Source organism: Psychrobacter sp. VH5 (assembly GCF_050572635.1).
In the GTDB taxonomy this organism is placed as follows: Bacteria; Pseudomonadota; Gammaproteobacteria; order Pseudomonadales; family Moraxellaceae; genus Psychrobacter; species Psychrobacter celer.
Genome location: NZ_CP192145.1, coordinates 502,450 through 526,693, shown reverse-complemented (window position 1 = coordinate 526,693; position 24,244 = coordinate 502,450). Strand labels below are relative to the sequence as shown.

17 protein-coding genes are annotated in these 24,244 nt (G+C 46.4%); 6 read left to right on the top strand and 11 right to left on the bottom strand.

The window, feature by feature from the left end; genetic code table 11:
- Positions 1-15: 15 nt before the first annotated feature.
- Both ACNFVB_RS02275 and purL read right to left on the bottom strand, forming a co-directional pair.
- The gene (locus ACNFVB_RS02275; RefSeq protein WP_430737952.1) at positions 16-3,303 is read right to left on the bottom strand and encodes a hypothetical protein; all 3,288 of its coding nucleotides are present in this window, start codon (positions 3,301-3,303) and stop codon (positions 16-18) included.
- A gap of 288 nt (positions 3,304-3,591) precedes the next feature.
- Entirely contained in the window at positions 3,592-7,599 is a 4,008-nt protein-coding gene (gene purL, locus ACNFVB_RS02270) for a phosphoribosylformylglycinamidine synthase (protein WP_430737951.1), read from the bottom strand.
- Positions 7,600-8,028: 429 nt separating this feature from the next.
- Here purL and ACNFVB_RS02265 point away from each other — a divergent pair, with 429 nt between their 5' ends.
- A complete protein-coding gene (locus ACNFVB_RS02265; protein WP_430737950.1) occupies positions 8,029-8,523 on the top strand; it encodes a pyridoxamine 5'-phosphate oxidase family protein in 495 nt (164 codons plus the stop codon).
- Positions 8,524-8,717: 194 nt separating this feature from the next.
- On the opposite strand, the gene pgsA is transcribed toward ACNFVB_RS02265, so the two are convergent.
- The 5 genes from pgsA to acs all read right to left on the bottom strand — a co-directional run bounded on the left by pgsA (position 8,718) and on the right by acs (position 13,810).
- Positions 8,718-9,398, bottom strand: coding sequence for a CDP-diacylglycerol--glycerol-3-phosphate 3-phosphatidyltransferase (gene pgsA / locus ACNFVB_RS02260; RefSeq protein WP_288997572.1), 681 nt, complete (start codon positions 9,396-9,398; stop codon positions 8,718-8,720).
- Positions 9,399-9,641: 243 nt separating this feature from the next.
- Positions 9,642-9,854, bottom strand: a complete 213-nt coding sequence (locus tag ACNFVB_RS02255) for a hypothetical protein (protein WP_430737949.1) — start codon at positions 9,852-9,854, stop codon at positions 9,642-9,644.
- A gap of 45 nt (positions 9,855-9,899) precedes the next feature.
- Positions 9,900-10,340, bottom strand: a complete 441-nt coding sequence (locus ACNFVB_RS02250; RefSeq protein ID WP_430737948.1) for an MgtC/SapB family protein — start codon at positions 10,338-10,340, stop codon at positions 9,900-9,902.
- A gap of 73 nt (positions 10,341-10,413) precedes the next feature.
- The gene (locus ACNFVB_RS02245; RefSeq protein ID WP_430737947.1) at positions 10,414-11,628 is read right to left on the bottom strand and encodes an NAD(P)/FAD-dependent oxidoreductase; all 1,215 of its coding nucleotides are present in this window, start codon (positions 11,626-11,628) and stop codon (positions 10,414-10,416) included.
- Positions 11,629-11,848: 220 nt separating this feature from the next.
- Positions 11,849-13,810 carry an acetate--CoA ligase gene (gene acs, locus ACNFVB_RS02240; protein ID WP_430737946.1) on the bottom strand — a complete coding sequence of 654 codons (1,962 nt, stop codon included), beginning with the start codon at positions 13,808-13,810 and terminating at the stop codon, positions 11,849-11,851.
- 439 nt (positions 13,811-14,249) lie between these two features.
- Between acs and ACNFVB_RS02235 the strand changes: the two genes are divergently transcribed.
- On the top strand, positions 14,250-15,551 hold the full coding sequence (locus tag ACNFVB_RS02235) for an NAD(P)/FAD-dependent oxidoreductase (RefSeq protein ID WP_430737945.1): 1,302 nt from the start codon (positions 14,250-14,252) through the stop codon (positions 15,549-15,551).
- Positions 15,552-15,764: 213 nt separating this feature from the next.
- The gene (locus tag ACNFVB_RS02230; protein WP_430737944.1) at positions 15,765-16,772 is read left to right on the top strand and encodes a pirin family protein; all 1,008 of its coding nucleotides are present in this window, start codon (positions 15,765-15,767) and stop codon (positions 16,770-16,772) included.
- A gap of 373 nt (positions 16,773-17,145) precedes the next feature.
- Here ACNFVB_RS02230 and ACNFVB_RS02225 read toward each other — a convergent pair whose 3' ends face one another.
- Positions 17,146-18,255, bottom strand: coding sequence for an alkene reductase (locus tag ACNFVB_RS02225; RefSeq protein ID WP_430737943.1), 1,110 nt, complete (start codon positions 18,253-18,255; stop codon positions 17,146-17,148).
- 563 nt (positions 18,256-18,818) lie between these two features.
- On the opposite strand from ACNFVB_RS02225, the gene ACNFVB_RS02220 reads away from it, so the two are divergent.
- On the top strand, positions 18,819-19,319 hold the full coding sequence (locus ACNFVB_RS02220; protein WP_430737942.1) for a hypothetical protein: 501 nt from the start codon (positions 18,819-18,821) through the stop codon (positions 19,317-19,319).
- 138 nt (positions 19,320-19,457) lie between these two features.
- On the opposite strand, the gene ACNFVB_RS02215 is transcribed toward ACNFVB_RS02220, so the two are convergent.
- Both ACNFVB_RS02215 and trpB read right to left on the bottom strand, forming a co-directional pair.
- Entirely contained in the window at positions 19,458-20,360 is a 903-nt protein-coding gene (locus ACNFVB_RS02215; RefSeq protein WP_288997583.1) for a DMT family transporter, read from the bottom strand.
- Between the two features lie 133 nt (positions 20,361-20,493).
- Positions 20,494-21,768, bottom strand: a complete 1,275-nt coding sequence (gene trpB, locus ACNFVB_RS02210; protein ID WP_430737941.1) for a tryptophan synthase subunit beta — start codon at positions 21,766-21,768, stop codon at positions 20,494-20,496.
- 316 nt (positions 21,769-22,084) lie between these two features.
- Between trpB and ACNFVB_RS02205 the strand changes: the two genes are divergently transcribed.
- Entirely contained in the window at positions 22,085-22,351 is a 267-nt protein-coding gene (locus ACNFVB_RS02205) for a hypothetical protein (RefSeq protein ID WP_430737940.1), read from the top strand.
- A 346-nt stretch (positions 22,352-22,697) separates the two neighbouring features.
- Here ACNFVB_RS02205 and ACNFVB_RS02200 read toward each other — a convergent pair whose 3' ends face one another.
- The gene (locus ACNFVB_RS02200; RefSeq protein WP_100748766.1) at positions 22,698-22,952 is read right to left on the bottom strand and encodes a DUF4282 domain-containing protein; all 255 of its coding nucleotides are present in this window, start codon (positions 22,950-22,952) and stop codon (positions 22,698-22,700) included.
- A gap of 187 nt (positions 22,953-23,139) precedes the next feature.
- Here ACNFVB_RS02200 and ACNFVB_RS02195 point away from each other — a divergent pair, with 187 nt between their 5' ends.
- The gene (locus tag ACNFVB_RS02195) at positions 23,140-24,159 is read left to right on the top strand and encodes a lipoate--protein ligase (protein ID WP_430737939.1); all 1,020 of its coding nucleotides are present in this window, start codon (positions 23,140-23,142) and stop codon (positions 24,157-24,159) included.
- Positions 24,160-24,244 lie beyond the last annotated feature (85 nt).

The window sequence follows — 24,244 nt, the reverse complement described above, 5'->3', positions numbered from 1 at the left end:
CCCACCATAGGCTATCTACCTTCGATATGCCGAAATAAATTTAAAAACTCTATCTAACTTAGATAGTGCTTTATCTTCGTTCAATTCTTCTTGAATAGTATCATCATGCTCTTCAACCGCTTCTTCATCACTCTCGATATTTTCTGGAACCAAACTTAGTTTGATAAATGGTATAGTTTTATCAGTTTCGATATCTAACTTATAATCAAATGATAAATCACCTTTTGTTTTATCCTGTTCATACTCATTGAAGATCACTTCGACAATATTATTATCTTCAATATCTTCAACAACCAAAGTTTTGAACTTACCTTTCGTTGTAAGAATACACGAATTTAAAATATTAAAACTATTGCTATAAACCTCACAATCACCAACTTTACAAAAGTATGTTTCTAAATATTTTTTGGTGATTTGCAGTCTTTCAAGCTTTTGTTCAGACTCACCTAATAAGTCAAATATCAAAGTAGATAGACTATGGTGACATAGAAGAACAGCATCAGGCGTTTTAATCTCATTTAAAATATAAGACAACATGCTCTCAAGGGATTCAAAGCACAGTTCGTCTGTTACATTAGTTCGAACTACCTTATTTAATACAACATTTCTTAAGTGATCTGATATCATTTCACCACAAGACTCAACCATGCCGTGAATTTCAGGTCTATCCTCGCTCATGATATAAGACTTTTCAAAATTTTCTTGGAGAACCCTTCTACTACTGATAAGACCAGCTTTTTCTTTTCTGATTTCATTGAACATATTAAGTGGAAATTTCATTTCATCAGCTATAAAGTCATTAGATGCTACTCTAGCTATTTCAGAGATAATTTTTTTATCGATATCAGAATTTATAATATGGATATTATTAATATTCTCAATCTCAGCAATCAGCTCTTTCATTGACTCTATAAAATTTTTACGATAACTCTCCACTTCTTGAGTTGTTTTTTCAGGATATAGTAACTTATACTCAGATGTTTTTTTAGCAATATCAATTAAAGCTTTAAAATCACGAATAATATCCACCCTGTTTGAAAAGCTATAAATATTTGATTCTAAAATATCTAACCAGCGTTTTGATAGCTTCCATTTGCTTGATGAGTAAGAAACAATTAGTTGAACAAACTCATTGCCTATACTTACATTGTGCCATCCTGCGTACATCCTACCAGAAACCATTTTCTGACTAAATTTACGGCTATAATTTTCAAGTAGTTTTTTCTGCCAACTAAATTCACCGTCTATACCACTAAAATTAAATTTTTTGTATCTAATATAAATACCTAGCAATTGACTAGCCTGATTAATACTTTCAACTTGAGTATCAATAGTACCAGTAGGATAGACTCTCTTTTCTTCTAGCAATGCATCAATATAAGTTTTGACTCTTGGAATTTCATCGCTGTTAGCTAATATAGAACATACTGTTAAAAACCTTATGTCAACATAGGCATTTTTCATAGCTATGCTGATGGTTGAATCTACATTTTCGTCTCCTCCTTTTCTAATCTTAAACCATAAGTCGAAATTATCTTTGGATAACATTTCAATATCAATAACTTCTGAATGCCATAAGTGCTCTTCGTTATAAGTCTGCACATCTAAAGTTCTATTCTTCCAGTGAATTAACATATCGGTAGACCAACCCAATGCTTGGTCATTTTCAAATCTTACTGACTCTACCACCATTTCAGATGTATTTTTTAGATGCTCAAACAATATTAGATACGTTTTAGTAGTATCCTTATATTTATGTTTAATGTAAAAATTCTTCCATTCTTCCCAGATTGATACAAAATTATTTATAGAATCTTCAAAACCATCACTAACTGCTACATCAGCTTTATCAGATAATTTTTTCCACTTTAAAAGAGCAACCCAAAGGTATAACGTATTTCTGAGAACGGTCTCAGTTTCAGACTGAGTTATATCTTTTTGTTCGAAGAAAATTTTTCGGTAAAAACGTAAGCTATGATAGAAGTATTGTGTATTACTCGGAATTTTATCAACTGTTTGCTTCAACAGAATATAATAATTCCTCATAAATCCTGTAAAATATGACCCACTCCAAGCACCTTCACTTAGCAATAACCAGTTATCAGACTCACCGCTATTATTTTCAAAAGATAAAACATCAGCTAGTTGTATGTGATACTTTGCTAGTCTATCCAATGATTCAATAAAGTCTTTTTCGTCATTATTACTTAACGCATTATATAAAGGACTAGTAAATGCCTCTAAGGCAGATGATATGCTAATGTCTGTTTTATTGCTTTTCTTTTCATATTTCACAGAATTTTTTATTAAAAACGCTACTAATGGGTTTATGTCAAAGCCTGAATATTTCGCAAGATTCACTTTTTTATTTTTACCTGTAAATGCAGGGATAGAAACGTATAGTTTAAAATTTATTGATTCATGACTTCTTTTGTTTATAGAGTGTTTTAAAACTTTAGTTTGCAACCATATCGCTAAATTCAACTTCCATAGTGAGACGTCGTACAACTCTTTATCTTTACCTGTAATGTAACCAATTTCTTTATCATATTGATTCAGCATTGAATTTTTCGATGGGTCTAATACATCGACATCAGTAGCTTTTAATAGTCCGTTCTGGTATAAGTCTTCCAGATATACCTTGCGTATTCTCTGTTTTAAATCGGATTTACACACTTCATTTGTTACAAACCGAAAGATAAACTCATTTTTTTTGTTTTCATCTAGAATACTTAGTGTTTTTACAAAAAACCATATTGTTAAAAATAAGTTGAAGATAAACCAAAATATTAAGGTTGAATTTAAAACTAAACTAATACGACTTGACAAGGATTCATTAAAAATTAAACTAAAGTAAAGTACAATAGCCAATAATAGACCACTCAAACCAGCAAACATAAAACCAGAAAACTTCTGATATAAAGAAAAAATGACCTTTTTACCTGCTTTATCTTGAAATAAAATACTAACTAGTGAAATAACTAACGGATAAATCAGACCTATAATCGTAATCTGACCAGTTAGTAATATACCTAACCAACTAGAATCTGAACTAATTCCTGCATAAGTTGGTACATAGTTCATCCACAAATATGTATTTCCACCAACTGCAAAGCATAAAACTACTAGTAGAAATAGATATTTTTTATAAGAGTTTGACCAAGAAACTACACTTGATTCAATAAAACTAGAACGGTTATCTAGATACGCCTCATTTTTAAACAAGGTTTCTTTAAGCTCTTTATTAATATGATGAGATAGTGGACGAAATCTAATTAAGAAACTACCGAAATTATCTAGCATATGGTCCCCTATCTAAAACCTGAGATATTAATACTAATTTTTTATTGGGAAAAATTTATCGACATTTACATAATGGCTGTAGATGGGTTAGTTTGCCACACAGATGGTGGGTTACGCTATCGCTAACTTACCCTACTGCATCATTCCATTTTTAGCCTAAAATCGTTGGGGGTCGCAGCTCCACATTAACCTTCCATAGATCACCAAACCCCAAACACAAAAAAAGGTGAGCATTACGCCCACCTTTTTTATTACCTCAAACAATATTCTAAACTAACTCAAACTATCCTAACGCAACCATGCACGGGCGTTACGGAACATACGCATCCACGCGCCGTCCTCATCCCATTCTTCTGGTTTCCAGCTGTGGTTATAGGCTTTTAGGTTACGCTCAGGATGCGGCATCATAATAGTGACGCGGCCATCAGTACTACATAGACCCGTGACGCCGCCGACTGAGCCATTAGGATTGAGCGGATACGTCTCAGTTGGATGACCTTGGCTATCGACATAACGCATGGCGAGCTGACCATGCCGCGCCATACCGTCGATCTCGGTGTTATCCAGGGTGGCATAGCCTTCACCATGCGCCACAGCGATTGGCAAGATGCTGTCTTGCATGCCTTTGAACAGGATGGACTTGGTACGCTCAACTTTGACGTTGACCGTACGCGCTTCAAATCGCGCTGATTTATTGGCGATAAAGCGTGGGAAGTTTTCTGCGCCTGGGATCAAATCTTTCAATTGCGCCATCATCTGACAACCGTTACAGACACCTAAGCTAAAGGTATCCGGACGGGCAAAAAAGCGCACAAACTGCATACGCAATTCGTCATGGAACAAGATAGAGTTCGCCCAGCCTGAGCCTGCGCCAAGTACATCACCGTAACTAAAGCCGCCACAAGCGACCAAGCCGTCGAAGTCACGTAGATTGATACGGCCTTCTAGCAAGTCGCTCATGTGGACATCGACCGCTTCAAAGCCTGCTTGGGTGAAGCCTGCTGCCATCTCGGTCTGACCATTGACGCCTTGCTCGCGCAGGATAGCGACTCTTGGTTTGCTTTCACGGCTAGCTAAATATGGTTCTTCAATTTTTTGGTTCAGATCAAAGTTTGGCGCTGCGATCAGACCTTGATGGCTGGCATCAGAGATCAAGTCATACTCTTGCTGCACGCACGCTGGGTTGTCACGGCGGCGGGCGATTTGGTAGCTGACTTGGCTCCAATCTTGCTGCAGCTCAGAACGGCTAAAGCGTAGGGTATCGTCACCCATAAGAGCAGGGGTTTGAATGATAAGGCTGTCTTCTTCAGTGCTTTGACCGACGAGGCTAAGCATATCGCTGACGTTAAATTCTTCTGCCAATTGCATGAGAGCAGCGACGTTTTCTGGTAATACTTGGATGACCGCGCCCAGCTCTTCACTGAACAGTTGACCGAGTAGATTATCATCAGCCAATGACAGCTTGATACCTTGACGACTGGTAAATTGCATCTCTGCAATTGTCGCCAGTAGACCGCCATCACCGATATCGTGATAAGCGCTAATAACGCCTTGCGCGTTACCCGCTTGGATAAAGTTAAAGAAGTCGATCAAGTCGCTTGGCTTTTCAAGGTCAGGACATTCGTTGCCCAATTGGCTTGCCGTTTGCGCGAGGATTGAGCCGCCAAGACGCAGCTTGCCTTTAGATAAGTCAATACGGTAAAACGCACTGTCGCCGTTGATCAACTCAGGGGTGAGGGTTTTTGCCACGTCAGCGACCGGTGCAAAGGCCGTCACGACCAAACTCATAGGCGAGACCACTGATTTTTCTTGGTTTTCACCTTCATCGTTATCCGTCCAGCTGGCACGCATCGATAGCGAATCTTTACCGACTGGAATCGCAATACCCAGTGCTGGGCATAGCTCTTCACCGACTGCGTGAACGGCGTCAAACAATGCCGCGTCCTCAGCATCATCACCACATGCCGCCATCCAGTTCGCCGACATGGTGATATCGGATAGCTGAGCGATACGGGCACCGGCGATATTGGTAATGGCTTCACCAACCGCCAGACGCGCCGAGGCTTTTGGATTGATAAGGGCGACAGGCGTACGCTCGCCGACACTCATGGCTTCACCAGTCATTGGCTGACCATCTAGCGCCACCAGACCTGATGCTGTCACCGCGCAGTCAGCGACGGGCACTTGATAGCGGCCCACATACTGATCGCGCACTACCATACCGGTGATCGAGCGGTCACCGATGCTGATAAGGAAAGACTTGCTCGCGACAGTTGGATGACGTAGCACATCTTTGATGGATTCGGTTAGATTGATATCAGCCAAGTCCAGCGCAGGCAACTCAGTCTCTTGACGCTCAAAGCTGCGCTGCATCTTTGGCGTACCACCGAGCAATACTTGCATCGGCATATCGACTGGCTGCTCAGGCAGTAATTCGTCATTAACGACAAGTTGACGTACTTCTGTGGCTTCACCCAAGATGGCATACGGGCAGCGCTCACGAGCACAGATCGCATCAAATTGCGCTCTGCTCTCTGGGCGAATCGCGAGGACATAACGCTCCTGCGCCTCATTTGACCAGATGGCCATTGGTGACATGCCCGCTTCTAACGACGGGATTTTACGTAGGTTTAAATGCGCGCCCATGTCATGGTCATCGACCAGCTCTGGCATGGCGTTTGACAGGCCGCCTGCACCAACATCATGGATAGAGACGATTGGGTTGCCGTCTTGACTGGCATTACTAGCGTCAATATCGTTACCAGCTAAGGCCCAGCAGCGATCGATAACTTCTTGACAGCGGCGCTCCATCTCGGCGTTATCACGCTGCACTGAAGCAAAGTCTAAACCTTCATCCAACTCACCGCTATCGACTGACGATGCCGCGCCGCCGCCCAGACCGATTTGCATCGCCGGGCCACCAAGGACGATAAGCAAATCCCCTTTGCGAATGGCGTTTTTTTCAATAAGGTTGCGTTTGATATTGCCATAACCACCTGCCAGCATGATGGGCTTATGATAGCCGCGCATCTCGCTACCGTCTTTTGCCGCTGAGGTATCAAGCTGAAAACTGCGGAAGTAGCCGCATAGGTTAGGGCGACCAAACTCGTTTGAGAAATTGGCCGAGCCTAATGGCGCTTCGGTCATAATCTCAAGGCTAGTCGCCATACGATCTGGCGTACCGTAGTCTTGCGTGCTTAGTTGACCAGACTGCTCCCACTTCTCAGGCATCTCAGGAATATGCAAATGTGACACATGAAAGCCTGTGAGACCGGCTTTGGGTTTACCGCCGCGGCCCGTTGCGCCTTCATCACGAATCTCACCGCCTGCGCCCGTTGCCGCGCCAGCATAAGGAGCAATCGCGGTTGGGTGGTTATGGGTTTCGACTTTCATTAAGATATCGATGACCTCTTGATGGAAGTCATACGGATGGATTGAGTTGGCATCCATCGCGTCGGTTGGAATAGGATAATAACGCAGCCCCTCTGCCCCTGCCATCACCGCCGCGTTGTCCTTATAAGCAGATAAGATGCCTTGCGGGTTTGATTGATAGGTGTTTTTGATCATCTGAAACAGTGACTTTGGCTGCACTTCGCCATCGATCGTCCACTCAGCGTTGAATATCTTGTGACGGCAATGCTCAGAGTTGGCCTGCGCAAACATCATCAGTTCAACGTCGGTCGGATTACGCTGCAGCTCATTGACATAGGCATTCATCAAATAGTCGATGTCTTCGCTCGATAGCGCAAAACCAAACTCTGTATTGGCCGACTCAAGCGCACTGCGTCCTTCACCCATCACATCGATACGGTTGAGCGCCGCTGGTGGTTCGTCATCAAACAACTTGCTCACGTCGTTTAAGTCATAAACCAAGCTCTGGGTCATACGGTCAAATAACAACTGCTCAGCGGCAGCAGGCAGCTTGCCATCAGTGCCCGTAGTGCCGCCTGCAACGGTGAGGGTATATACCACGACACGCTCAGCGCGATTGAGCGCGATGTCGCAGTTATTAAAAATATCGGTCGCTTTACTTGCCCATGGCGAGATCGTCCCAAAACGCGGCCCGACGATCACTTGTATCTGATTGTCCTCTGGAGCAACAAGCTCAGTGCCCGCTGTGACGCCCAGCAAGTCCCGCGCTTTTTGCGCCTCTTCATCAACAAGCTTTCGTGATAGCACATATACTTGCTGAGTATGGATCTGGCTGACATTTAGTTCGGTCTTTTGCTGAAACTGACTGATGAGTTGCTGCGTCTGAAAATCGGTAAGAAACGGTTGTCCGGCGATGGTCATCATAAGGCATAATCCGTAAGAAAGGCATCTCTGCCATGCAAAGTAAATGGTCTGCGTATTATAACAAGAAGCCCCATAATAAGCAGGCCAAAACCACGATAAATTGCCAAAGTGACAGCTTTCTTTACTTGATGCAGCAGCAATCTACTGCGCTAATTGAGGATTTGCAAAGCAGCAAGCTTCGATGGATGCCGTCACAATTTTTACCTAATACTTATAGTCCTTACAAACCGTCACATCGTATTACTGGCAGCCTATATAAATGCTTTGCCAGTAGTCGTTATGCTAGATGGCAGTTGCGGGATAGCGGAGGTCTTTTATATTTTTATCCAAAGTCTCTGCTCAAAGCCAATCGACGTCACCATCAAATAACACACTATCAAATATCAAAAATCTATAACCCTAACAAACTATAAAGAAAAGGAAATCCCTATGAGTAGACAAGACCATATCGATAAAGTGCAAGAATTGGTAAAAGACGTTAAATTTGCCATGATGACCACACGTACGCATGAAGACCACCTGCACGCCTGCCCGATGACCACCAGTGAAACCAGTATCGGTGCCAAAGAGATTTGGTTTATCGGTGATAAAACCACCGAAACCGTCAAAGACATCGAAAGAAACCCACAAGTAAACTTGGCTTATGTCAGCCAAGACGCCAAAAATTACGTCTCGATCAATGGTAAAGCTAAGCTGGTTGAAGACCAAGAAAAGCTCGATGAGCTATGGTCGCCGATTTATAATGCGTTCTACGAGCAAGGCAAAGAAGACCCAAATGTCCAGCTCATCAAAGTCGTGCCACATGGCGCTGAATACTGGCTCAGTGGTAGCTCAGTGGTCAATATGTTTAAGATGACCACCGCTGCGGTCATGGATGGCAAAAAAGCGACCAATCTGGGGGAAAACAACTCCGTAACGCTATAGAGTCAATCGCGCTATAAGAAGTATTACATAACAAGAAGTATAAATATAAGCGATAACCATAGCAAAAAACGCCAGTGGCTGATGCGACTGGCGTTTTTTTGCTGGGAATTAGGTGTTAAATATTAGGTGTTGATATCGAATATTAAAAACTAGGGTCTTTAATCGATAGATGCCTTTATAGACAGCGTTAAATATCAGCCGTTTTGTTTGAGGTACGGCCAAGCCGCTTTTAGATAAATCATCATCGACCATAGCGTCAAAACCACAGCGGCCACCATAAGCGCATAGCCGATGGTTTCAAGCGACTGCCAGTTTAGCAGCAATACGGTAATCGCCACCATCTGAAAGGTGGTTTTGAGCTTGCCGACATAGGAGACCGCCACACTGGTGCCTTTGCCCAGCTCAGCCATCCACTCACGTAGCGCCGATACCGCGATTTCACGCGAGATAATCACAATCGCTGCGATGGCCATGATGATATTTGGGTGCCACTGCACGAGGATAATCAAAGCTGCCGCCACCATCAGCTTGTCAGCGACGGGGTCCAAAAAGCGGCCAAAGGCTGAGGTGACATTGAGCTTACGAGCCAAATAACCGTCTAGCCAATCGGTAATCGCCGCTAAGATAAACACACCCGTCAATAATAAATGGCGCAATAAGCTATCGCTAAACTCACTCATCCCTACCCGCGCGATGACATTATCTGAGATGGCAGGCATGCCAATTCCCATCGCTGGCGGCCAGTAAGCAATCGCTACAAACAGCGGAATCATTAAGATACGAGCAATGGTCAGATTGTTTGGCAAGTTAAAAATACTTTTGGTATTTTGCTTACTTGGTGGTTCCTGCGTATGCAAATGCGTACTCTCAGTCATGGCAAACCCAGTTTTATATAGACATAATAATGGCAGATAGCTTAGCACTTTTCGGGCAAGCCGTCATGCCATCTCTTATGCTGCCCCCAAAGATAAAACGTAATGTCATGTAACCAAAATCGCCGAATCGTAGCCAAATCACCATCAGTTGCGTTATGATAGCCATGCAAACGAAAACACTTGTACACTTAAATATGTAAGTAAATATATCTGCCTATTGAACGGATTATAATCGCTCTAATCTTAGTAAGTACAGTCAGTACCGAAGATGGCTTTGTAGATTTGTAGATAAGAACCAAAACGGCCATGTACAGTACTTTTAAGCATACTACTGATGTGTTTAGTGCCATGCAGTGTCGATGAAAACACGTAATAACCGCATAATAACAACAAGACACCACCACTGCCTTGTAGCACGATTTTGCTACCTGTCCAGTTTTCCTCAGCCCACAGCACCTCCTCTGTGGGCTTTTTTTTTGCTGGTAAATTTTCTACAGTAGATTAGGGAGTGTCTTTTTCTTTTTTGCTCTTAAAGGGCTCAGAAAACTGCAAAATCAAAAAACCAACCGCAGACAGAATAATGGCAATCTCGTAGCGACCATAGGCCACCGAAATACCGATTGCGCCCGTGTTCCATAAGCTGGCCGCCGTGGCAGTGCCTTTTGAACCCATCTCGTTTTTAAATATCGCCCCGCCGCCGATAAAGCCCATACCCGTGATGATGGCATACATAATCCTCGCCTCACCTGCTGATTCATAGATATCCATACCCACCAGCATAAATGCACAAGAGGCAATCGTCACTAGCGGAAACGTCCTCAGCCCCGCGCCGTTGTCTTTCATCTCGCGGTTGAGCGCGATGGGCAACGATAAAATAAAGGCAACACCCAATTGAAAAAAGTGGTACTGCATGAGCTCTAAGTCTATATCGAATCCAAACATAGCACCTCCTCCATGGATATTATCAACGGGCCTCCCGCCCAGCGCCGATTATTATAAACGCCCTCTGTCATTATCAAGGGGTAGCAACGCACCGCCCTGAAAGCGCGGCGCAGATCACCTCAACTGTCTGCTGCGCCATGTGATAGCAGCTCTCGATATTGCCTTGCCCGCACCAGTCGCCACTGACGATCCATTGCCGAGACGCATCAGTGAGTACGCCTTGGGCGGGGGTTTGCGCATCGGAGCGCGTCGCGGCATAGCGCCAGCGATGACAATCGATCTGTGTGGGGGCACAGGCATCATCCCAGCCCAAAGCATGCTGCGCTGCTGTCAATAGCGCAGCTTGTACCGGCCCTATCTCTTCATCGACCTGCTGCTCGGACCAGTCGTTGCGGGCATGGATGGTGATACTCGGTAGCAGCGTTTCATGGGCAGGTTTTCGCTGCTCTATAAATATCCTATCGATGATTGAATCATTGACATAAGCGACGTCCCATCTGCCACCGTCTTCTGCATCCGTCAACGCCGCAGGAAGTGCCTGCCCCTCATTCCAGCCGAGCATCAGCGTGTAGCAAGCTTGCATCTTGATGGTGCTGATGCTCTCTTGTTTGTCAAAGCCACTGCCAGCCATCAGCTCGCCCGCTTGCACGTTTGGCGCGGTACAGATCACCCAGTCAAATAGCCCAAGACTATGGCCTGCTTCATCAAACAGCTCAGTTTTTTGCTTAGTTTGTTGCTTATTTTCGCCAGCTGTTGGCTCAGTGTACTGCGCCAGTGGTGCCACACGGGTTTGAAAGCGCATGGTGGTGTGCTGTAGCTCGCCTGCCAGCGCGCGCCCCCAACTGGTCATCTTTGGGGTACTGATATAGCGAGCTTGCTCGGTATTCCAGCGCTCTTTTTTTATGGTAGAGGGCCGCTGACCCGTTGTATGGGCAGTGGTCATCTCGATCACATTGGCACACCACGGCTGTATCGTACCCATGTCGAGCCATGGCGCTATAAACTGCTGAAAGCTGGCGGTCTTTGCGGTAAAAAACTGCGCCCCAAACGCCCATTGCCAGTTTTTATGCGTTTGGCTATCGCGGCGATATCGGGTGGCCAAACGCCCCACGCTGCGCGATTTTTCAAAAATCGTCAGCTGAGGCATCGACTGGGCGGCAGGCGTATGACCAAACGCACGCTCCAACAAAGTGGCGGTAAACAGTCCCGTCAACCCGCCACCGATGATGGCAATGGTCGGTGCAGCGGTATCAGCAGGATGACAAGAGTGGAGTGTGTGCTCAGACATAACGACAGTCGGCCTTTTGGTGTTTTGATCAAAAAAATAATGTGTGTAAGCCAGCATGTGCAGGCGGTCTTGTGCAGATAGCGAGGCTCATAAAAGCTATTGAACCCTTAAAACCTGCTGATATCAATATCATCTACGTAAAAAAGCCATGCTACCGTCGATAACATGGCTTTTTTTATTGTTGATATTATTACTATTTACTTACCTGTTACTTACCTGCTTACTCACCGCGTTCCGCCTTGACCACCTCAACCAGCTGATTGATCACTGAGCTATCGGCTAGCGTGGATAAGTCGCCCAAGCCCACATACTGCCCTGCAGCCAAATTACGCAAGATACGGCGCATGATCTTGCCTGAGCGGGTTTTGGGCAGTTCATCGACGATATAGATAGCATCAAGATTGGCAATCGGGCCGATCTCTGTACGCACATGGCGATTTAGCTCGGCTTTTAGCGACTCTGTGGCCGTCTCGCCAGATTTTAGGATAATAAAGGCGCAAACCCCCATGCCGCGTATCTCATGCGGCATACCGACGATGGCTGCCTCAGCGGTCGCCGGATGCGCCACCACCGCGCTTTCGATCTCCGCTGTGCCTAAGCGATGGCCTGAGACATTGAGCACATCATCGACACGGCCGGTAATCCAGTAGTGTCCATCTTCGTCGCGCTGCGCGCCGTCCCCTGTAAAGTAATAACCTGGGTAGTCACTAAAGTATGTCTTTAAAAAGCGCTCATGGTCGTTATAAATCGTACGCATCTGCCCCGGCCAGCTGCTCTTAATTACCAGATTGCCTTCGGCAGCGCCTTCTAAAACCTCGCCATCACTATTGACAATCTCTGGCTTGATGCCGTATAGCGGGTTCATCGCCGCCCCTGGTTTTGGCGCCACCGTACCTGGTATGGGAGCCATGAGAATACCGCCTGTCTCAGTCTGCCACCATGTATCGACGATGGGGCATTTGCCACTACCAACGATATGATAATACCAGTCCCAAGCCTCTGGGTTGATTGGCTCGCCGACCGTACCCAGCAATCGTAGGCTGGAGCGATCCGACTCACGGACAAAGGCATCGCCCTCTTTCATCATCGCCCGAATCGCTGTCGGCGCCGTGTACAAAATCGTCACGTCATGCTTATCAATAATATGACCAATGCGCGCCCATGTTGGATACTCAGGCACCCCTTCAAACATCACGGTCGTCGTACCATTGGCAAGGGGTGCATAAGTGGTATAAGTATGCCCCGTCACCCAGCCGACATCCGCCGTACACCAATAGACGTCATCGTCTTTGATATCAAACACGTCACGGAAAGTTGAGATGGCATACGTCAGATAGCCGCCTGTGGTGTGCAGTACGCCTTTGGGCTTACCCGTAGAGCCTGAGGTGTATAATAAAAACAACGGGTCTTCGGCATTCATCACCTCAGGCTCGCAATGCTCAGACTCGCCATCGATTAAGGTATGGTACCAAATGTCGCGGCGGCCACTCATCGGTACTGAGTTACCAGTACGGTGCACGACGACGACGTTGGTGACCGTGTCGGTGCCATCCATGTCCAACGCCCGATCGACGTTGGCTTTTAGCGGGGTGTGTTTATTGCCGCGCACGCCCTCGTCTGCGGTAATGATGACTTTGGAGCGACTATCGACCAAGCGATTGCCCAAGCTCTCAGCAGAAAAACCGCCAAATACCACAGAGTGTACTGCGCCGATGCGGGTACAGGCCAGCATACCGATCATCGCCTCTGGTATCATTGGCATATATAGGGTCACTCGATCGCCTTTTTCGACACCCAGCTTGCGCAGTGCATTGCCCAACCGGCAGACTTCTTCGTGCAGCTCTTTAAATGAGATGATTTTATGCTGCGACGGGTGATCGCCTTCCCAAATGATGGCAGGCTTGTAAGGATGGGTCTTTAGATGACGATCGAGACAGTTGACAGAGACATTGAGCTGACCGTCTTCAAACCATTTGATGCGAAAATCGTCCAAATCATAGTTGACGTCGCTGATTTTGGTGGGTTTTTTTATCCAATCGACCAGCTCGGCACGCTGTGCCCAAAAGGCATCATTGCTCTCAGGAGATTCGATAGATTGCTGATAGTCTGTTTGGTATTGCTCCGCGCTGGTATTGGCGGCGGCAAGAAAGTCGTCTGCAACAGGAAATGATTTTTGCGTCATAGTATTCGTCCTTTTTCATTATTATGACTCGCACAAACCGCCGCGCGCGACTGCCTGTACAAGCAATAAGAGTCATCTTCCATAATGTGTGACACTCTGTGTTAGTTTGACAAATAAGCGGGACGGTTGCAAGGCATCAATGCCCATTCATAACAATTTCACTGTACAGCCGTATACTTGCTTATTGCTGGCGCGCGACTGCACCATTACATTTAATCCTTGTAACCTGATATGAAATATGGACAATAGTTACACGCCAGCGGCGATGACACGCGCTTATATTGGCTTTTTTTCGCCGATGAGGGTTTTTGGCTGTTGTTACGCACTTAACCTGTTTAGCTTCCCTTTATTTGGGTTGTTCTATATCTGGGTTTACCTTTATATGGGCTAATCTAGACGTCACGCGCATCCCCCACTCCTTTTTATTTATGAGATCCCCATGAGTCACCATCGTCCCGCTTCCCACTCTACCCATTACGACGTCATCATCATCGGTGCGGGCGCATCCGGTCTATACTGTGCGCTTACCGCTGGTCGCCGTGGTCGCCGCGTGCTGGTGCTCGACCATGCCAATAAAGCAGGCAAGAAAATCCTCATGTCGGGGGGCGGACGCTGCAATTTTACCAACTATGTCGTCGAGCCGAGCCATTTTGTCGGCGCCAATCCGCACTTTTGTAAGTCGGCCTTGAGCCGTTATTCTAATTGGGAGTTTATCGGTATGGTAGCGGCGCACCATATTCCCTATCATGAGCGCGAGCACGGTCAGCTGTTTTGTGACGACTCAGCCCAAGACATCGTGACCATGCTGCTAGATGAGTGCGCGGCAGTCGGTGTGCATATCAAGCTTAGTACACAGATTGATGGCGTAAAACCGATCGATAGTGCCAACCATGCGCGCTTTGAGTTGAGCACCAGCAAATCGCTGAGTAAAAAAGAAAAGCAAGCAAGAAAAGAGGCCACAAGCTCGCCCACGTTGCCACAAACCATTTACTGCTGTGAGTCGCTGGTGGTGGCAACGGGCGGCTTGTCAATTCCGACGATGGGTGCCAGCGGTCTTGGCTATGAGCTGGCGCAGCAGTTTGGTCATACTCTGGTGGCAACCGATGCCAGCCTCGTGCCTTTTACCTTTACCGATCAGACTGGCGAGCTTATCCGCTCACTGGCAGGCATCAGCCTACTGGTGATTGCCAGCAATGAGCGTATCTCCTTTAGACTACCGCTGCTATTTACTCATCGCGGGCTCTCAGGCCCAGCCATGCTTCAGCTTTCAAACTATTGGCATACTGGAGAAACCATCCGTATCAATCTGCTGCCAGATACTGATATGACTGCACTCCTGCTTGCTCACAAAAAATCCCATCCACGCCAGCTGGTTCGTACCGTTTTGGCTGACCATACCACCAGCCCGCTACCAAAAAAACTGCTCTCCGCCCTACAAGCGCATCTGTGGGATGATATCAAAGAAACCGAGCTTGCCAATATCAAAGACGAGCGGCTACTGGAGCTGGGCGCGGTGCTCAACGGCTGGCAGCTCAAACCCTCTGGCACCGAGGGCTACCGCACCGCCGAGGTCACGCGCGGCGGGGTGACCACCGACGAGGTATCATCAAAAACGATGGAGAGTAAATTGCAAGAAGGACTGTATTTTATCGGTGAAGTGCTAGACGTCACCGGCTGGCTGGGCGGCTATAATTTTCAGTGGGCGTGGGCCAGTGGCGATGTATGCGGCGAGATAGTATAAGTGGTATAAGCCGCATTATCATGCCCCCGCTGCTCCTGCTCTATGTAAAAAACCCAACCCAACCCAACCAATCTTGCGTCAGTGAAATAATGACTCAAACAAGCATAATATATGTTATTTTGAATATATACTGAGATAATACTATATTGAGGCATCTGACGCTTGGCTCCCGTTATGCTGCATAAGCCATATACTATTTTTATGAGGTGATACATGCGTCCGATCAAACATATTCATGGTGACAAAGCGCCACAATGGATAGGTGATGGTTTTTATGTAAAAACCTTAATCAACCATTTGGATGATGACCCTGACATTAACTATCGCCATACTGACCCGTTTTTGTTATTTGACTATGGCCAGCCGACCACCTTTGCCCCAAACCCTCATTATCAGACCAAGCCGCACGGCATCGGACAACATCCGCACAAAGGCTTTGAGGCAGTGACTGTCGCGTATGCAGGTGAGATCAGTCACGCTGACTCGGCCGGCGGTCGCGGCGATATTTTGGCAGGTGATGCCCAGTGGATGACCACAGGGCGCGGAATCACACATGAGGAGTTTCACTCTGAGGCGTTTGGTGCGCGTGGCGGGCTATTTAGCATGGTACAGCTGTGGGTCAATCTGCCGAGCGCTCATAAACTAACAGCGCCAAGATATCAGAGCATCAAGCGCGCCGACATGCCGATGGTGACGCTGACAGCAGATAGTAACCATCAAACAGCGATTGGCACAGCGGCGATTATCGCTGGTGATTGGCAAGGTATCAAAGGGGCGGCCAGCACCTTTACACCCATTAACCTCTGGGACATCGCGCTACATCGTGCAGGCGTAACGACGCTACAGCTCCCTGATACTCACAATGTGCTCCTGCTGGTACAAGAAGGCGAGGTGCTGGTGAATGGTACCGCCATCAGTGCGGGTCATTTAATTCAATTTGCCGCGCCAACCCAGCACCGCGCTGAGATGGCGGCGGAGCAAGTGGCAACTCATGACCGTATTGAGCTGTGCCTTCTCGCTGCTCACACTGACGAGCTGGCCGCTACTCCTGTCAAAGCGCCTGTCAAAAAAACGCCTGTCGAAACTTCTGCCAAACTGCTGTTACTTAGCGGTGAACCTATCGGCGAGCCTGTAGCAGCCCACGGACCCTTTGTCATGAATACCAAAGAAGAGCTACATCAAACCTTGCGTGATTATCAAGCGGGTCGTTTTGGTCAATGACCCTTGTATCAGTAGCCGCTATATCAATGACCGCTATATCGTCGATACTAGGGCGTATAGTTAGCTGAATGTAAAACTGTTATGGATTTAAACGCGCTACTGGTATAAATTTTACTTGCGTGCTGCGTTCCCAGAGGCTGCGCAAAATTCATCCCAGTAGCGCTATGACATTTTTAGAGTGTATCGACGACTATATCTCAATTCAATTAATAGCCGTCTAAATGAGCTAAAAATGAGGAGCTGCCCTACTAAAGGGTCTGTCAAAATTAACAAATATCGAAGCCCTAACATCGAATTTCTCATAAAAAAGCCGCTTTACAAAGAGGTAAAGCGGCTTTTTAACGCTTAAAATTTAAAGTTAATCGTCGCTACATTAGGCTTGTTTTTTATCCAAAAACGCATAGTCAGTATAGCCTTCACTGCCGCCACCATAAAAGCTCTGCGGATGCTGCTCATTTAACGGTGCATCTTGACGAATACGCTCCGGCAAATCAGGATTGGCAAGAAAGTCACGACCAAATGCCACCGCATCGATGTAGCCGGCTTGGATATTTTGCGATGCTTTTTCGGCAGTATAGCCGCCAGCTGCGATAATCATGTTGTCGAACGCTTGGCGGATACGCTGGCGGAAGCCTTCGGTATAAGGCGTGCCACCCGCCCAATCAGGCTCAGAGATATGCAGATACATAAGATTGCGTTTATTGAGCTGCTCAATCAGCCAGATATTATCGTCTTCATCATAGCCAGCATCTACGCCATTAAACGAGCCTTGCGGAGAGATACGAATACCAACGTGATCGTTATCCCAAGCTGCAATACAAGCGTCAACGACCTCGAGCGTTAGACGGGCACGGTTTTCTTTACTACCACCGTATTCATCATCGCGCTTATTGGTATGCTCGACCCAAAACTGATGCAATAGGTAGCCATGAGCGCCGTGGACTTCTACCCCATCAAACCCAGCTTCGCGAGCCATGGTTGTTGCATGAGCGAAGTCTTTAATCACTTGCTTAATGTCGTCCAAAGTCGCCGGACGCGGCGGTGTGGCTTCGACGCGAATCGCTTGATTATCGCTATCACGCAGTGACGTGCGAGCGCCGACTTCGACATCGGAAGCGGAGATCGGCGCTTGCCCATCTGGCTGCACGCTTTTGTGCGCGACCAGTCCTGTGTGCCACATCTGCACGACGATTTTGCCACCTTTGGCATGGACATTATCGACCACAGCTTTCCATGCGGTGACTTGATCTGGCGTATGAATACCAGGCGCGCCAGCATAGCCTTTGGCTTGAAAGGATACCTGCGTCGCTTCGGTGATGACCAGCCCTGCTCCTGCGCGCTGCGAATAATACTCGCCTGCCAATGCGGTCGGCACATCGCCTGGCTCGACTGCGCGCAGACGGGTCAGAGGTGCCATAATGATGCGGTTTTTTAGGGTTTGGCTGCCCATTTTGACAGGTTCAAATAAATTATCGTGTGCCATATTGTGTCCTATGGTGTTTGTCGTGATTGGTGAATGTTCGTTATTATACTGCTGCCTATAGTCGACGCTAAATAAATCAGATACATCGCGCTATCAAGTCGCTCAATGCTTTATCATGCATACTTATTATGGTATCGATGCGCTGCGTATCGATATGCGCTGCGACCGAATAAAGGCATAAAAAGTCATATTGAACGACCGTTATCTTTATAGGGAGCGGATGGATTTATTCAAGCAAGCGTTACAAACAAAAACACCTCTGGTCTTTATCTATCCTGTCCCTTGTCTTGCCATCCATGCAGCAAATCAACGCAGCCAATCATGCACAATGATATGACGATAAAACCTCGGCTAAATATGCCACAATGACGCCTACCATACTGCCCTGCGCCCTATATCCTATTCTCTAGTTTGTGTGTCTCTCGATTAAATAGAGAAAGCTAACATTTATCAATATAAAAGCAACGCCGTTATCCAATAATAGACGGTGTTTTATTCGTATTAAATAGTGGCAATATCGCGTATTTAACGTATCAAAAACATCGATCAAATAGAGAAAAAACATGCAAACGCCAACCGCAGCGCCCCAAACAAAGCATCGCAAACACCTTGCAAAAAAATACTTGCCAGCGGCTTGCAGTGTGGGGCTTATGTTGGCCTTGAGCGGCTGTCTTGCGACAGAAAAGCTCGACTATCAGCTAATGCGACAAGAAGATGCAAAATGGGTCGCGGACGAACAACTGACCGATAGACTCATCGCCGTTGGCAAGCCCAGCGCGCCTATTGGAGGAGTGAATAATGCGATTGTGCTTGCAGGGGAAAAGCGCAGCTATCTGTTACAGAGCACAAACCAAGACCCTGAGCTGACAGCTATACTAAATCACGTCGATCTGGCGTATTTTTCCTTTAAACCCATGCCAACAAAAGACACGCCGCACTTTGCGATAAGAATTGGTGAAAGTGGCTGCCCCTCTCGCCCTGACGTTTTATCATTATCAGCCAGACACCATGTTGGCAGAAGAAAAAAGGCTAAAGGCGCTGATGCTTCTTGCCAAAGCCTTTGACATCATTACCTTCCCTATTCAGCCGATCATGGTCGGAGGCGTAAATTAACCACACCGCCGCGGGCTTGACATGGTATTTAGCTGCTAGTACTTGGCTGCAAATCTTTACCTTTCAGCGATGAGATGGCCTGCGCGAGTTTAGGATTTCAGCAGTTTTTTAACCGACAACTCAAGCGACAGATAAGTGCCGATTAATATCACCACCGAGCCAATGATGGCGCGGGTATCTAGCGCCTCGCCTAGCAGCACATAGCCCAAGATAATAGCAAAAATCGGAATCACCAAAGTGATGCTCGTCGCCCGCGTCGGTCCGATGTTTTTGATCAATTGGTTCATAAAGATGAGGGCAATCGCTGTAGAAAAGACACCTATACAAACTACCGACACCCACGCCTTGGCGCTGATGCTCTGATCATAAGGAAACGCATAAAAAGCCACAGGCAGCATCAAAATACTGGCGATGATCAGCGAGCCTGCAGTGATGGCCACGGGTGAGACATTATATAAATAATGACGGGTGATATTGGCTCCGACTGCATAGCCGACACAAGCAAGTAGCGCATAGCCCATTGGTAACAAACCGTTAGCCAATCCGGCCTCTGAGACACCGCCAGCAAACAAGCTTTCGCTCATCAAAATAGCGACTCCGATCACACCGATGACCAAGCCCAGCACTTGTCTTTTGGACAGTCGGTCTTTAAAAAAAGTACTGGCGATAAAGCCGCTCATCATCGGCACAGAGGCATTGAGCACCGCCAACACTCCTGCGTTGACTGACTGAGCAGAAAAAGAAAACAACACAAACGGCAGAGCCGCAGAAAAAATACCAACCAGCGCCAGCAGCTGCCAATGATCGCGCAGACCGTCACGGTTTTTCTTATTGACCATGACAAACGCCAGCATCACCAGCCCAGCAAATATCACCCGCAGGCTGGCAAACGCTAATGAGCCAAACTCAGGCACGCCAATACGATAAAACACAAACGACAGCGACCACATAAACGACAGCGTGATAAAAATAATGAGATCGCGTTTGCTCATGGGTTCGTCCTAATTAGCGCTGAGACCGTCTTAGCAGTCATAAAAAATGCCATGTGATAAAACATGGCAATGATAACAGCTTAGGACGTATTGAACATAGCGTAAGTAGCGATTAAATATCGACATCTGATTGCTATTTTGACAAATCCACTTTGTCTAAGACAAAATCAATATCTTTGTCACCACGACCTGATAAATTGACCAAAATCGTCTCATCAGGCGACATGTCTTTGGCCGCACGCATCGCATAGGCGATGGCGTGTGCCGTCTCTAAGGCAGGGATAATACCTTCAAGCCGCGATAGCGCCATAAATGCCTCTAGGCACTCTGCATCTGTCGCTGACTCATAAGTGGCCAGATTGTTGTCCTTCAAGAGTGAGTGCTGTGGGCCGACACCTGGGTAATCCAGACCAGAGGCAATTGAATGCACAGGCGCAGGCTCACCGTCTTTATCGAGTAGCACGTAGCATTTAAACCCATGAATCTCGCCTTTGACTCCAAGTGTCATCGTCGCTGCGTGATTGGGCGTATCAAGACCTTCGCCTGCAGGCTCGACGCCGACTTTTTCTACCTCTGTATCACCCAAAAAGCCGCTAAAGATGCCAATCGCATTAGAGCCGCCACCGACACAAGCGACCACTTTATTAGGCAGCGTGCCAGTAGTTTCTAAGAACTGCGTCCGCGCTTCACGGCCGACAACCGACTGGAAGTAGCTGACTATCTCAGGATATGGCGCAGGCCCGAGTGCTGAGCCAATGGCAAACATACTGGTGTCCAGCTCATTGAGATACGTCTCAAACGCACTATCGACCGCCTCTTTTAGCGTGCCTGCGCCGCGCGATACCGGCACGATATTGGCACCTAAGATTTTCATCCGGCTGACATTGGGATGCTCTTTTTCGATATCGACGACGCCCATATGGATCTCACACTCTACGCCCATCAGCGCCGCTGCCGTGGCTAGTGCTACGCCATGTTGCCCTGCACCCGTCTCGGCGATGACTTTGGTTTTGCCGAGCTTTTTGGCGAGTAACACTTCCCCTATACAGTGATTAATCTTGTGTGCGCCGGTGTGATTCAAGTCCTCACGTTTAAAATAAATCTGCGCGCCACCGCAATGCGCGCTTAAGCGTCTGGCATGAAATATCGGACTAGGCCGACCGATGTAAGTCTGACGCAAGCGCTGCATCTCAGTGATAAAGTCATCGTCTTTGATGATGTTGCGAAACCCAGCTTCGATCTCACTCATGGCTTGAGCCAGCTGAGGATGAGCGATTTTGCCGCCATACTCACCGTATAGCCCGTCATTACTCGGCACGATTGATTGGTGCAGACCGTAGCTGTCTGTTACGTTTTTTGTATTATGGTTTTGTGTGGTATGGCTGCTGGCGGTGTTTTCTGTTGTCATCGTGAACCCTTATATCTATTAAATGTGATGCCGTGATTTTTCTCATTAAAAACAGATTTGACTGTAACAAACTTGGTTAACAAATTTAGTTGTATCTTTGTTCTAGTACACTGAAACAAATTCTAAGCCAACTTGTCATCTAGGTCAAGTCGCATCGTATATTTGACTGACCCATACTCTCGTCATGCACCGTTTTTTTATGCACGATATGTCACTGAGACGGCAGACATCGCACAAACTGTCGCCAAGAAATTATAAAGTAAGGTAATATTGCTAGACTCTCGTTCATTAGATAAATCAGACCATCAAGAAGCCTATGCAGCGTCGTCAACTTATCAAAGCCATGGGCTTAGGGCTGGGAGCCGTCAGCACCTCTGCAGCCATCAGCGGCTGCCAAACCCTCGCCAAGCAGCCAAAACTGCCTGCGACTGTCACCCAAGCGGGACACTTTGACAATATCATCGTCGGTAGTGGCTATGGCGGCGCGCTCATCCCCGGTAGCGCTGGCGTCGATCCGTATGTATTTATCACCGGACTTGCTGAGCATAATATGGCGAATATTTTGCGGGAAGATTTTGGGTAGGGTATTAGAGTTTTAGAATTTTCTTAGGTGGAGAAATCTCTTGGTAGCATTTCTTTATAAATATATTCATGCCTATTGTGAATGAAGATAAAACTACTATGACTATATCAAAAATCATGTTTGGTCTTAAACGGTGGGCTACATATGCGCTAACCTATAGCCGTTTCTAAATAAAACAGATACATTATATATCAACGTGGAGCTGGTATAAATTTTCTTTGCGTGCTGTGCTTTCGCCGACATAGGCTGCGTAAAATTTATCCCAGTCCCACTGTATCGTTCTTATACTGAACTCACTATACTTAGGCACAGCTCGTTAAGACCAAACATTTTTTCAAGCGCTTACTTACAGTTGACTCTTTTCACTGATTGTCTTTAAGTATTTATTATTGCGGAATATAACCATAATAAGCTCGCAATACACTCTGACAGAGATTGCACCGAACACCATAACCATTAACCCTGCAAAAAATCCTGCCGCACCCATACCTGAGAACATCACACTAATACCGCCAACGAAAACGGCAAATAGCGATAGCCAATATATAATAGTTATAACTCTGGGTGTAATAAAAGAATCAAATGATAATAACGAATTCATGGTCTAATGTCCTAAATGGAATGCGGATTGTTAAAGCTAATGACAAAATAAAGCTTAATATTAAGTGTAATATTGTAGCAACATTATAACTATGTAGATTAACAAAACAATCTAATTAGAGACATAAGTTCACTTTAATCGTGATTAATTTTCATACTGCTGTTAAATAATTGAAAAAGGACAAAAAATGAAACTACGCATCTTAAAATCTGCCGTCACCAACCCGTGGTTTAACCTCGCCACCGAAGACTGGATATTTAATACCCTTGATCCCGACTCGCACACGCTATTTTTATGGCGCAATAGCGAGACCGTGGTCATCGGACGCTCGCAAAATCCGTGGGTAGAATGCAAAATCGATAAGATGGAAGCCGACGAGGTGTTTTTGGCACGGCGGCAAAGCGGCGGCGGCGCGGTGTTTCATGACTTAGGTAATACCAACTTTACCTTTTTGTCACCCAAGGCCGACTACGACCAAGATGCTAACTTCACTATTATCGTCAATGCGCTAAAAAAACTCGGTATCGATGCTAAGCAGTCCGGACGTAATGACATGCAAGTCGGCGATAAGAAAATATCAGGCAGCGCCTTCAAGCATGCATCTGACCGTAGCTTTCATCATGGGACACTACTCGTGAACGCTAACATGCAAAAACTCGGCGATTATCTCAATCCGCATCCGCTCAAATTGCAGGCCAAAGGCATCAAATCGGTGCGCTCTCGCGTGGCCAATCTGGTTGAGTTTAATGAAGATATCAATCACGAAACTTTATCCGATGCCATTATCGAAGCGTTCTGCGAATACTATCAAGACACTGATTATGACGATACTACGCCCGTAGAGGAACTAGACAGAGACACTCTAGCAAAAGAGCCTTCGTTAAACGCCTATTACGAGCAGATGGCGGACTGGAACTGGCGTTTTGGTAAGACGCCTGAATTTAGCCATCATATCGAGACGCGATTTGATTGGGGCATTATTGATTTGCACCTTGATGTCAAGCAAGCGGTGATACGCGACGTGGTTATCTTCTCTGATGCGCTAAATGTTGAATTAATTGACCTATTAAAAGACACATTGACAGGTATTAAATATGACAAACATGAGATTAATGCCAAGCTTGCTGAGCTGGGCAAAGCACATCCTGAATTGGCAGCACAGATAGACGATGTATCTGCGTGGCTGACTAGTGAGATGGAAGGTTAGGTTTTGCTTGATATCTGTAATGAATGCATAGACTCAACTTCCTTTTGCAGCCAATTACTCAAAAGCATCTATACTTTACGCCGAC